10 protein-coding genes and 1 pseudogene are annotated in these 12565 nt (G+C 39.1%); all 11 read right to left on the reverse strand.

The annotated features are described in order from the left end of the window. Positions 1 to 151: 151 nt before the first annotated feature. Entirely contained in the window at positions 152 to 1282 is a 1131-nt protein-coding gene (locus BLS20_RS07715) for a hypothetical protein (protein WP_176762337.1), read from the reverse strand. A gap of 35 nt (positions 1283 to 1317) precedes the next feature. Next, positions 1318 to 1734: a hypothetical protein gene (locus BLS20_RS07720; protein ID WP_090173796.1), complete on the reverse strand. Its 417-nt coding sequence runs from the start codon at positions 1732 to 1734 to the stop codon at positions 1318 to 1320. A 90-nt stretch (positions 1735 to 1824) separates the two neighbouring features. Next, complete coding sequence (locus BLS20_RS07725; RefSeq protein ID WP_090173797.1) at positions 1825 to 2958, reverse strand: fibronectin type III domain-containing protein; 1134 nt, start codon at positions 2956 to 2958, stop codon at positions 1825 to 1827. A 66-nt stretch (positions 2959 to 3024) separates the two neighbouring features. Continuing rightward, on the reverse strand, positions 3025 to 4521 hold the full coding sequence (locus BLS20_RS07730) for a sensor domain-containing diguanylate cyclase (RefSeq protein ID WP_143010238.1): 1497 nt from the start codon (positions 4519 to 4521) through the stop codon (positions 3025 to 3027). An 80-nt stretch (positions 4522 to 4601) separates the two neighbouring features. Continuing rightward, positions 4602 to 4727, reverse strand: coding sequence for a hypothetical protein (locus tag BLS20_RS14010; RefSeq protein ID WP_278286158.1), 126 nt, complete (start codon positions 4725 to 4727; stop codon positions 4602 to 4604). A gap of 13 nt (positions 4728 to 4740) precedes the next feature. Continuing rightward, positions 4741 to 6483, reverse strand: a complete 1743-nt coding sequence (locus BLS20_RS07735; RefSeq protein ID WP_090173799.1) for an ABC transporter ATP-binding protein — start codon at positions 6481 to 6483, stop codon at positions 4741 to 4743. Positions 6484 to 6485: 2 nt separating this feature from the next. Next, positions 6486 to 8288, reverse strand: coding sequence for an ABC transporter ATP-binding protein (locus tag BLS20_RS07740; protein ID WP_090173800.1), 1803 nt, complete (start codon positions 8286 to 8288; stop codon positions 6486 to 6488). A gap of 150 nt (positions 8289 to 8438) precedes the next feature. Continuing rightward, on the reverse strand, positions 8439 to 9059 hold the full coding sequence (locus BLS20_RS14015) for a TetR/AcrR family transcriptional regulator (protein ID WP_278286159.1): 621 nt from the start codon (positions 9057 to 9059) through the stop codon (positions 8439 to 8441). A gap of 134 nt (positions 9060 to 9193) precedes the next feature. Continuing rightward, positions 9194 to 9856, reverse strand: a complete 663-nt coding sequence (locus tag BLS20_RS07750) for an adenine nucleotide alpha hydrolase family protein (protein ID WP_090173802.1) — start codon at positions 9854 to 9856, stop codon at positions 9194 to 9196. A 379-nt stretch (positions 9857 to 10235) separates the two neighbouring features. Continuing rightward, positions 10236 to 12329 (reverse strand): GGDEF domain-containing protein, encoded by a 2094-nt coding sequence (locus tag BLS20_RS07755; protein ID WP_143010239.1) that lies wholly within the window; start codon positions 12327 to 12329, stop codon positions 10236 to 10238. Next, positions 12326 to 12565: pseudogene (locus BLS20_RS07760) on the reverse strand (group II intron reverse transcriptase/maturase); the annotation flags it as partial. The pseudogene BLS20_RS07760 and the gene BLS20_RS07755, both read right to left, overlap by 4 nt.

Genomic DNA, 12565 nt, shown 5'->3' on the forward strand with positions numbered 1-12565 from the left:
GCGTTAGCCGTAGGTCGGAGTAATTGACACACTGCCATTATGCACCTCCTGGCAAATATAAATCAAAAAATATCCGTTTTGCCAGGTTTTTATCATCACAATCTTTTCTTATAGCGCCCCATATTTTATCCGCATCTTGCAAATAATACCTTTACATCAGATTACTGTTTGATTGAATACAAAATGCATAATATCGAATCAGCTGTGCCACATGCGCTTTTGGGAATAAATACCGCACCTGATTACAAAAACCATAAACCCATTCATCAACATTATGTTTTCGCATAATCTCAACCTGTTCAGCACTTAGATTGCGGCCTTTTCTAACTCGATTCATGATTTCAAAGCAATCTTTTCTATCAAGCCCTTTCCCCTTTAAATAGAAAAATATGTCATCCCTCGTCGCAATCATCTCGAAAAGCAAAAGTTCCTTGGTTACTAACAGCTTTTTTAGATCCCCTTCAAAAACATCTGTAGAATGCATCATACTAACCACTGCTAAAAGTTCATCATAGGTCTTCACATTCAATCCTTTTAATTCCTCTGGACAGTTATCAAGTTCCTTTACATATTCCCACAATTTTGGAATCATAGAATCCGCCTGCGCTTCCTCAAAGCATATCCCATTATCACTGTAATACTTATTATACCGAGCTAGTTCCATCTGCTTATCCCCGATCAGTAGAATGTGAAAATGATCATGTTTGTAAATATCATCAGCATCATCAATATCATCTTTTTGCTCGGCTACAAATTCATCACAAGGCAACTCTTCTAATTTGGTTATATACATACGCAAAGAACGTATCATATCTACACTTGGGAGTGGATAGGAAATCAATCGATATTCCGGAAACATTCTCGCTAAAAAAGACTGCGCATAAATAAGAAAAGACACACCTGCCTGCATCTCAAGTGTAGGCTCGATTCCCTGGTATTCTTCACGAGTCGTTTCAAATGGTATATTAATACCTCCATATTTCTTTTCCATAGGATTGATATCAGATATTCCACTTACATAAGATATCAGTGACGACGTAATATCACCCCTAAAATAAAACAGATAATGCAACCGTCGTGCTTCCTTAGCCAGCATACTTGCAAGCAAATATGTAGAGGCATGCTTTAGCTTTTTGACTATACCTAATTCATGGGATAATCTTTGTGTCACTGCTTCAGGAGGATTATCTCCAAATCTGACTTTGACCCCCTGTACACATATTTCCTCTAACCGATTAGCTGCATTTGGTATTTCAAATTGTATATTGTTATCATTGCTCATTATAGTCTCCTCCTCCATGGGCATAAAAGGATATATCAATCAGCCCCATATGTTTCTTCCATCTTTCTCAAAAATTCATAGCAAAGTTCACCATCACAGCTATAGAAGAATGGATCTTTACGGATTGTATCACTACTGTTCATAATAAACTCTGAAATAACATTTTTGTCCCCGGCATCCATATAGTTAATCCTAAAACCATATCCGGAATAACCAATTGATATACCAGTCCTTTTCATCGTGCAATCTTTTATGTTTTCAACAATGAACCTGATATCCTCTGCATTATCAATGGTAAATTCAACTCCTGTATTTCCATCGAACACCTTGATATGGTCAACCTCTGATGCATCAATATTACCGCCAAAAGTCTTTGGACTACTATAAATACCTATGGCCACGACAATTAAAGCCAAAGCGACAACTATAAAAATCACTATTTTCTTTTTCATGAATCATTCCCTACTAATTTCTTGCTCTTTTCCAATTCTCAATTGTTGCCCTGCTATATCTTCTATTAGAGTAAGTCATAACAAACGATATCAGTCATAATTTTGATACACTTCTGCGGTTTTGCTATCAAAACTTATGCTCATAATACCAATCCCTGCCCCAGGTCCATCATAGTTCAGACAAACAGCCCCATTATCGGAATCAAGATAAATCTCCTGAGCATCAGCTATTTCTTTTCCTTCAAATTGTAGAAACACCGTATCCCCCGGTGAAATCACCAGTTCTTGATCCTTCATGGATTTCCACACCTCATGATCAAAACTGTAGGCCACTATCTGCACCGCGTCATCGGAATCAAACTCCATCTGACTGATTGTAAGTCGCCCATTATATTTGTCACTTTTAAGCTTAATAATCACTTTATCAGGATCTGCGCTAACAAGTTCCTTTGATACCGTATATTCTCCTTTCCAATTCACGGCAGGTATACGAACATAGTCTGATTTTTTTGAATAATATTCTTTACCATCATCCTTCCTAACCGTTTTGATCTTATAATAATAAATCACACCAGGTTCAACAGAACTGTCCTTAATTTCCCCCGATCCCTCACAGATTTCTTCAATCGTCTCAAAATCAATCTTTTGGTACTCTTCCTCATCCTCCGCTCTCCTGTAAAGAATAACAGAAGTCGGCTCTACACCATAATAAACCTGAAAGTACAGATAAAGACCGTCTTTGCTATTTGTTGAAAATTCACCGTATCCACCGTTAAGCAAATCAGGAGCAGATAATCCGCAACATTGAGCCATGTACTGATCCTCATACACATCCGACATATAAACAAGCCGGTTCTTTTCTTTTACCTTTTGATAAGCCTTGACCACATAGGCGTAATAGTGATTGGGATTTACGCTTTTATCCACATAGCTGCTTTTTCCTGAGGACACCTCCGCAATCTTTTCATACTTTGACAAATCGAAGGTCATGTCTTTTTCCGGTTCAAGTACATCTTCCGTAACATCAACTCTATAAATCACATATTTATTGATTTTATTATCGTCATTCCATTCGACCGTTATATCATTCATGTGTGGCGTTAAGGATATTGAAAAGCTTTTTTCGCTTTCTGAAAATGAACCCTCCTCAGAATCATAAGAACCGCATGATACACTCATAATCATGATCATCATCATAAGCAGAACTAATAATATCTTTCTCATGTAATCATCTCCTCTATTCTGAGCATTATCCCGGACTAAATCATCTCACATCGAGTATTCTTTAGTTTATATGGAAATCACGGTGTAGGTATCTTTCTTCTTTTTGGATTCATAAAGCGCTTTATCCGCAATGGGAATCAGATTATTTACAAGCTCCGTTCCATAAGCTGCGCCAAAGCTCATAGTAATTCGAACATCCGGATTACCATCAAGCGTTATCTCTTTTACTCCTGCTCCTAATTGTGATAACTTTTTCTCTAGATCCTTCTTGTTAATATCGAAAAATACTATTCCAAACTCATCACCACCGTAGCGAATAACCACATCTCCCTTTCGGATTTTCTGCGCAAGAATTTCAGCAACTTTTTTGATTGCTTCATCTCCGCCTCTGTGTCCAACCGTATCATTGACCTTTTTAAACCAATCAATGTCGCACATCACAACAGCCTTACAAGGCTCATAAATGAGCTTATCATCCAAAAATTTCCTGTTACGTATCTTAGAAAGAGAGTCCGTATAAATTGCTGTCTCAAATTCAGAAATCTTTTTTTGCTGCGCAAGATTTTGCAACTTAGAATCTGTGATATCCATACAACCGTAAACTATGTGCGCAAAACTTCCGTCCTCATTTCGATCTCCTACCATAAAGATTCCGTTATACCAACGCTTCGCACTTTCGCTGAAAAACTCCATCGTAGACCTGCCATGTTCGTCAATAGCCGCAAGAATTTTATCCTTATCGAGCCAGTTGTGCAATCTTTCTTGAAAACTCTCTGCTACTGATGCATCGACAATTTTTTTCAAAAATCTAATTGCATCAGAGTCTTTCGGTACCATCTCAACATATTCATTGGTACTAATCATACGATAGCTCATATCCTTTACATCAATAAACAATGAAAAATTAAAGACCTTACCAAGTGCTTCAATAATCTTTACATGCTTCTCAAGTTCCTGCTGCGCTGTGATATCAAGATAACATCCCATATAGATTTCCAAAGAACCATCATCCGGACGCCTTATAAGTCTTCCTGCACCCGTGACCCATATAATATCACCGTTTTTCTTTTGCATACGATAAGTGGCATGCGTAATCTCAGGCAGTGCACGGTGATTTTTTACAGATTCCCAAAACAGCTTAACGATGCTGTCACGCTCTTCAGGTACCAAAGTCTTTACCCAGCTCTCAAACTCATTCGGCAAATCTTGAAGTCCCTGGTACCCGAGCATCTGTCTGGTCTCATCATTAAATTCAAAGCTCAGCATATTTTCATCGCGGTCAAAAGTGCAGTAATACATTCCGGCTTTTAACCCCTTAGCAAACATATCCTCTCTAATCTTCGCAATTCGATATTTGGTGTTAGCCTCATCAATCCTTTTGTTGCACTCTAAAACCAATTCCTGCTGTTCTTTGGGATAAGCGGTCACATCAAATAAAGGTGTTAAATCATCTATTTGCGCACCGGCTTCAACAGAAAACTCAGCCACACTGTCATCCATATTTTTTAATGAAGCATTATTATCCATAGTAACTCCTTTGAATAAATAATCTATAATCTCCATAATGTGATTTTCTAAACCGTATTCACGTCTCAAAAAATCATATCGTTGACCTCTTAAACCTATGATTTATGCGTATCCTTTTAATATATTATAACAAATATTACCACACATACCAAAAGTGTTCCCCACCACGGAAAAAACATTCCTGAAATAACCGGCATAACAGCCCAGATCGAACCACATGGAACAGCCCAAACAGTTGACATTCATCCTCCTTCGTTATACTCCTACTATACCACTTGTGTTTTGCAGCTGCAGCATCTTGTTATAAAGACTTTCTTTTTGCTTCATTAACTCATCCGGTCTTCCTTCTTCTCTCACTTTTCCATCTGCTAGAACTATAATTTTATCTGCAGCCTCCACGGTACGCAAGCGATGTGCAATTACAAGAACCGTCTTTTGATTCAACAATTCTGACAACGCCCCTTGCACCTTACTTTCATTTTCTACATCCAATGATGCTGTTGCTTCATCTAGCAAAACAATTGGCGCATCTTTTAAAAGCGCACGAGCAATCGAAATCCTTTGCCTTTCGCCTCCGGATAGTCTTGCCCCGTTTTCACCGATTCTTGTTTGATATCCTTGTGGCATACACCGGACAAACTCATCACAATTGGCTGCTGCAGCAGCTCGTAATACTTCCTCGTCGGTAGCTCCTCGTTTTCCTAATCGAATATTTTCCATGACCGTATCATCAAACAGTACAACGTCTTGAAAGACCATAGAATAATCTCTAAGAAGAACTTCCGGATCCACTTTGGATATATCCTCTCCTCCAACTTCTATGGTGCCTTTTTGTACTTCCCAAAGTCTGGCAGCAAGTTTCGCCAGCGTACTTTTTCCGGAACCGGACGGTCCGACAAGCGCCGTTACTTCCCCTTCCTTTGCAGTAAAGCTGACATCTTTAAGAACCGGATGATCATCATAGCCAAACTCAACATGACGAAATACAATGTCATGCCCATTTGGCTGAAAACTGTTTTTTCCGTCTGCAACCTGACTATCCTCAATTTCCATTAATCGATTGGCAGATACTTGCGATATAAACATTTCCGCAATCAGCTGTAAGCTTTGATCAAATGGAGCATAGATTCTAGTTATCACCAATAAAAATACTGCAAATACCAAAAAGTCAATTCTGCCACTTACAATCAACGTTGCACCGGCCAAGATTGTTGTTGCAACACCTAAACGCATAATGATGCTCGCAGCATTGATAATAAGACCACTGATTAACTCTGATTTCACCACTTTCTTTTCATGAAGATCAATTTTATCATACAACTCATTTAAACAATCCTCTTGCCTTCCGGTCGCGTGAATCTGGCTTATCGTTTCTATTGTCTCTTGCATACAATCTGCCATATCTAGTGTATATTTCTTTGTGATCTTCGCATTTTTCTCCTGTAATCTTCGCCCGCCGAACAACAGTGCAAAGGCTACCGGAACTCCCCACAAACACGCAATTGTAAGACGCCAATCATATAGCAACATAATTACTGCAATTATCGCTGTTGAGATATAAGCTCCGTATAAATATCCGATAACATGTGACCATACATGTTCCATACGACTTACATCTCCCATAATCGTCTCGGTAAGATCCGCCAAATCGCGCTTTCCAAAGTAACCTAGCGGTAATTTTCTCAAATGTTCTGCAAGTCTGATGCGAACACCCTTTACCTCTTTATAGACCGTGCCATATGTGGCCTTATACTGCTGCATATGAGTAAAAAGTGACAGGATAAAATAGACGATTGTCAACAGCAAAATCATTCCGGTTCCCTTCAAATATGCATGCTTGATAAGGACATCGTTAAAATTCATCATCATCAGATATATAATACAGATTCCTGCCATCGTAATCAGATTGACAATCACCGTCCATAGCGTTCCCTGCTTTGCATTTTTTACTCCAAGATCGGTTAATGCATATTTTCTTTGAAATTTCTCTCCAAACATCACTAGCCCTCCTTCTTAACCTTGATTTTCCAATTAGCGGCCTTTTGATACTCCTCCCACATCCGACTATATAATCCTCCTAAGGATATTAGCTGTGTATGCGTTCCTTTCTCTTCTATTGTTCCGCCATTTAAAACAATTATGTTGTCTGCATTTACAACAGTCGAAAGCCGATGAGCAATCATCAATACGGTACGATCTTTCATAAGGCTTGCCAGTGCCTTTTGAATTAATGCCTCATTTTGCGCGTCGGCAAATGCCGTTGCTTCATCAAGCACTACAATTGGGGCGTCCTTTAAAATAGCTCTTGCCAATACAATTCTTTGCTGTTCTCCGCCGGACAGATAAGTTCCTTTTGACCCAATCACCGTATGAATTCCGTTTGGAAGTTTTTCAATAATATCCATGCACTGCGCTGCCTCTAACGCTTCTTGCACTTCATGAACAGACGCTGCCGGTCTGGCTGCGCGAACATTTTCCAAAATTGAGGTCTTGAACAATCGATCATTTTGAAAGACAAATGCAATCTGTTTCATTAAGGTCTCCATTTTCATATCCCTTACATCAACATCGCCCACTTTAACGCTACCGGATGAGACATCCCAGAATCTTGGAATCAGTCTGGCCAGCGTCGTCTTGCCACCTCCGGATGGACCTACCAAAGCTACCGTTTGACCCGGTTCAATTGCAAATGAAATATGCTCAAGCACTTTCTTATTGCTTCCTTTATATGCAAATGTCACATCTTCGTATGTAATTCTATTATTTTTAGGCTCTTTTGGCTCAGGAGTTTCTTCTAAAGCAGGTGCATCCATAACATCGTTAATTCGATCTAGTGCGATTCTTCCAATCATAATCCCATTGGCTGCAAACATAATTCTCGACAATGCCGTTGATATAATGGCTGAAAATACCGCATAGAATACAAAGTCTGCAAAAAATTCAGCAAAATTACCGCTTGCAACTGCCCTCGGTGCAAGAAACAATGCCACAGGAACCAATAACGCAAAGGCACTTTCTGTAAAGGTAAGATTCAATGATTGAGGAAACTTACATATCCTATTTGTAAAATATTCTGCTGTATTACTATATTTTTCTATAGATTCTTTAAATGCGCGGAAGGAATATACTGTTTGCTGAAAGATCTTTACGACCGGAATTCCTCTTACATATTCTGTTCCGGCTTTACTCATGTTGTCTTGTGCTCTTTGATACTCTGCCATGATTTTAGCATTTTTGCCCCCCATCATACTTGCCATGGTCAAGACCGAAATTACTGCCGCAATCAGGCAGGAAACTCCCATTCTCCAATCAAATAAAAGCATGAGTACGACCATTGAAACAAACATGGCTACCGCCCCTACGATATCTGCAAGATTATGTGCCAGCAACGTTTCTGTCTCACCAGCAGCATCATTCAAACGACTTCTCAAAAGTCCCGATGCATGATTGTCAAAATACCCAATCGGAGCATGTAATAAGCGTTTCATACCTTCTTTTCGTATATTGGTTGCTGTCCGAAATGCTGCAAGATGCGTACACATAAGTGCTGCAAAATAGATTATGATTCCCGCTATTGAGAACCCAAAAGCTGCCCATCCATAGTTCACAATCTGCGTTGCTTTCGACCAATCAGGTGCTACACTAATCAGGTCTTTAGCAGTAAGCCATATTAAGAGATACGGTACCATCCCCAAAACCATGGCCCCTGCAGATAACAACAATCCCAAAACTGTCAGCATCCGATAATTTCCTGCATACTTTAAAAGCTCTTTTACGGCTTTTGGTTGCTCTTTCTTTTTCATTTTCTTACTCCTTTTCTTACTCCTTTACTATCTGTTTTATACTGCTCACAAGCATTAGAATGTACTAACCGATGTCTATAAAATAATCGGGCTATGCGCCCGAATATTTAGTATCCCGCTCATTCTCACTTGACGAAGATGCAGCTTATGCTAATCCGAAATATTTAACAGCATACGCCATCCTGCTGTATGGAAATCATGTAGTTCCTTTACGCATTCTCTCGCTACCTCTAGCGGAACATCATGCATAATCAATTCAAACATGCCGGTAATCATCCCTGTAATCAAAATATGTTCCAGTTCCGGTCTGATGGTACGTATTTGGATTCCTAGTTGTTTCATATGTTCCATAAAACGATGGGGTGCATAAAGTTCCTGCTTTACCATATCATGAATCAGATTGTCATATTCCGTTCCGGCTGCTCCATCCATCAATAGCTTAAAGATTTCCTTATGTGCATACATATATTCCACCATATCCATAATGCACACCTCACCATGAACGCTCATTTTCTCTTTTTGTTCTTCTAATGACATTTCAAAAAAATCATCCATCACCCTTTTATACATACCCATAATATAGTCATAATATTCCTTCGTAACGGCCTCAAATAATTCTTCTTTGTTTTTAAAATGCCAATATAATGAACCGGTTGTGACACCGGCCTCCTTCGCAATATTACGAAGTGATGCCCCTTGAAAACCCTTTTTAGAAAACTCTTTCTTCGCAACTTCTAATATCTGATCTATTCGCTTTTCTTCCTCGGACAAAATCTATGCCTCCATTTGCTCGTAAGAATACACCATAACACTGTTACGTCCTCATACTATAACAACGTTATGGTGTTGTCAAGAGATATTTCTCCAACAAAAAAGAATGCCGACTCAATCGGCACTCTAATATTCTATAAATCCAAGGTCACAGGCTTCTCACCCTCATCTTGATATTTCTTTACTTTAAGATTATGTTCTTTTACATATTTCACAATTGCTTTTTCTCGAATCTTTTTTATTGCTTTTTCATTCGACATTATCTTTTTATATTTTTCTAAGTATTCTCCGAATATTTCCTGTTCACTTTCTTCTTTCTTAGAACCATCGGATACAATTTCAAAAGCCTTTGCTGTATAGATTCCATCTGTTTTTTCTACGTGCATAAGCCCCGGATTCGAACCACCGGAAACACATACCAGTGTATCATTATCAATTTCATAATTATAAATCCAGTAGATTCCCCAAACTTTGATATCTGAAGAATCCCTATCATCCATCGCTATTATGTCCATAAACGGAATGCAGATGTCACTCTCATCAAAAAAAAGACCTATCTTCTCGATAATATATTGCTCTACAGCACTCTCACAATCGGTTGGTGCATCCATTGCATCTTCCGATTCATCGAAATCCGATGAATATGTCGTTGTACTCTCCCCTAAAACGTCTTCTTGTGTCGACTCTTCAGATGAAACCACCACTTCATCTTCTTTCGCCTCACAAGCACTCATAATCATAACCAGCATCAACATCAGTGAGCATAAAATAGCTGTTACTTGCTTATTATTTTTCATACAGCTGTTCCCCCGACGATGTGTCACTTATTGGTTTTTATTATACAAAAATTTTCCACTATATACAATGTATTCGTTGGTTCTAAAAATCTTATGCCCAGGTACCATTTGCATAATCGTCAAGACTCGCTCGCGAGTCTTGCGCGCCGGATTCGGGTCTGCTTCAGCAGACAAATTCCTGTCCGAATCCGTGCGCATCTCGCGGAGCGTTTAACTCAGTCGGAGCTTGTACCCCGACTGAGTATAGTTTGTCATACCCCCCACCTACGCTAACGCTTAGAGGTGGGGGATTTCTCCGACTGAGTTAAAAAAAGCGTTACACGACTTATTTCGTGCAACGCCTTTCCCTAATGCAAAACCAATCCTTTTCTGTCGTTGATTATCTGACTTTATAGCTGCATCCTTCCTGCTTTTTCCCTTCATAGCATGCTTCATCTGCTTTCTTATATAAGCCCTCGAATTCAATCTTATCATTAGGATGAAAGAATGCCACTCCGACGCTTATCTGTATCGGATTATTTTCAACCGCTTCACATTGAATTGCCTCAATCTCTTTTACTAGCCTCTCAAGAATCGGCTGTGCCATTTTCTCGTCTACCACACATGGCACAAATACTGCAAATTCATCTCCTCCAAGTCGAATCAAAATATCATCCATTCTAAAAACTTTCGTGAGCCCTTTTGCAATTTCAATCAGCACCTGATCTCCGGCATCATGTCCATAAGAATCATTGAACCATTTAAACCGGTCAACATCAATCAGACAGAACATTCCTCCAATATTTTGCTTCATCTTATCTCGAATCAGTTGTTCCCCACTCCTGTTCAAGATTTTTGTCAAAGTATCGGTCTGAGAAATCCGAAGCAGCTTCTTGCCTCTGACTTTAAAGAATATTACAATCAGTAATATCACGATTAGTGCACCTATAATCAGCCATTTTGTTATCTGACCACCATGTTCTTTATAAAAGTCTTCCCAGCTAAATTGCACTTGAATTCTCGTATTATCATCAACCAGACTTTCAATATATTCACTGTCTATCTGATTAACACCACGCTCTAACAGCATCAAAAGACCGGCATTTCCTTGTTTTACTCCCATACATTTATAGTAGGTTCGCGAATTACCAATGATAGATAGCGCACTATCATTGTAGCTGGAACTACTTACCTTACTTGGTGTAATTCCTTCTGCAAAAACAGCATCTACCTCATTTGACATGACGGCATCCAACAACTCGCCTTCATCTTCATAATAGACAATTTCTGCATTCGGATAATAGGTATTAATATAATGTTGAATCAATCCAGAATCGATAATTCCAACTTTTTGAGCTTTATCAATCGAAGTTCCTTCCGGTATCACACCACTTATTTTCACCGGTTCAATCTCTGCAACAATACTGATTCCTTTTTTCTCATTTAAGGATAGTTCATCAAAGGTTGGATACATCACATCAATTTTTCCTTCTTGAAGATCCTCATCCATCTCATCTAATGATGTGTAAACAATGCAACTAATACTTATATCCTTTAATCCAAGTTGATTTAAAACTTCCTTAAGCAACGTTTTTATAACATTCTCAACATCTAACTCTTCTTGCGCATCAAAGATTCCAACCTTTATTTCATCATGCTGGGCAATCCATTCTGATTCCGTATCGGACAACTTCTTGCTGATATTCGCCGTAGATAGATATTTTAAATACAATTCTTCATTATACTGTGGATTAATTTCCATAATATTATCAATTGCATTGTTAAGATCCTCTAGAAGATCTTCTCGATCTTTGGATAATGCAATGTAAAAATCACTGCTACCCACTTCGGCTATTTCTGTCCAAGTCGAATGTGCTGCTGTCTCAATCTCTACAATGGCATCAAGTCTACCTTCACCTAAAAGTTCATTCCTTGTGCTGTCTGATGCATATCCCTTAACCGTACAATCTATGTTCTCATCTTCTACCCACTGTCTTAACAGTTCTTCCTGATAGGTATCTTTCGTAACACCAATCGTCTTTCCTTCTAATGTCTCCCGATAATTACTACTGGTTACCTCCGTATTATTTGCCAGCACATAAAGACGATATACCTCTGTACCAATACTTTTCGACGAAAACCACATCTTTTCAGCTCGCTCTTCGGTATAGGATACATCCTCAAGAAGATCTATTTCTCCATTTAAAAACAGATTCCAAAGCTCCGTCCATTCTCCTTCAACATACTCATATTTCCAACCGGTATATCCGGCTATATTCTGCAAATAATCATAACCATAACCACTCATATCGCCACTGGTCGTATTGCGATTCATCATATATTGCATATCCGTTGGAAATCCTACTCGAATCGTCTGCGTTGTATCTGCTGCCTGAACCTGATAATTACCTGTCTCTAAATCGAGTAGGAGGGAGTGACTAGCTCCCGTCCTCTCATAACACCGTACGTACCGTTCGGTATACGGCGTTTTCAATAGTTGACGTGCACAGACTGATAGGCTGTGGCTAAATCATAGAAGCCACTGTTTATCAGTCTATCTTTTGTCATCGCCATGTTGACTGCGACTGTATGTGTGGTAAACCAATATCCACGCCGACTGTTGCCAGCCATATGTGCCAAGTCCTTAGGCACACCCATCTTAATCAGATTTCGCACCTTTGTCTTGGGCTTCTTCCATTGTTTCCATATACACATACGTATTCTGTGATA

Source organism: Eubacterium oxidoreducens (genome assembly GCF_900104415.1).
In the GTDB taxonomy this organism is placed as follows: Bacteria; Bacillota; Clostridia; order Lachnospirales; family Lachnospiraceae; genus Eubacterium_C; species Eubacterium_C oxidoreducens.

What these genes read in the sequence shown, in the direction of transcription:
- BLS20_RS07715 (WP_176762337.1), bottom strand. Translation starts at nt 1,282, where the DNA reads ATGAGCAATGATAACAATATACAATTTGAAATACCAAATGCAGCTAAT.
- BLS20_RS07720 (WP_090173796.1), bottom strand. Translation starts at nt 1,734, where the DNA reads ATGAAAAAGAAAATAGTGATTTTTATAGTTGTCGCTTTGGCTTTAATT.
- BLS20_RS07725 (WP_090173797.1), bottom strand. Translation starts at nt 2,958, where the DNA reads ATGAGAAAGATATTATTAGTTCTGCTTATGATGATGATCATGATTATG.
- BLS20_RS07730 (WP_143010238.1), bottom strand. Translation starts at nt 4,521, where the DNA reads ATGGAGATTATAGATTATTTATTCAAAGGAGTTACTATGGATAATAAT.
- BLS20_RS14010 (WP_278286158.1), bottom strand. Translation starts at nt 4,727, where the DNA reads ATGTCAACTGTTTGGGCTGTTCCATGTGGTTCGATCTGGGCTGTTATG.
- BLS20_RS07735 (WP_090173799.1), bottom strand. Translation starts at nt 6,483, where the DNA reads ATGTTTGGAGAGAAATTTCAAAGAAAATATGCATTAACCGATCTTGGA.
- BLS20_RS07740 (WP_090173800.1), bottom strand. Translation starts at nt 8,288, where the DNA reads ATGAAAAAGAAAGAGCAACCAAAAGCCGTAAAAGAGCTTTTAAAGTAT.
- BLS20_RS07750 (WP_090173802.1), bottom strand. Translation starts at nt 9,856, where the DNA reads ATGAAAAATAATAAGCAAGTAACAGCTATTTTATGCTCACTGATGTTG.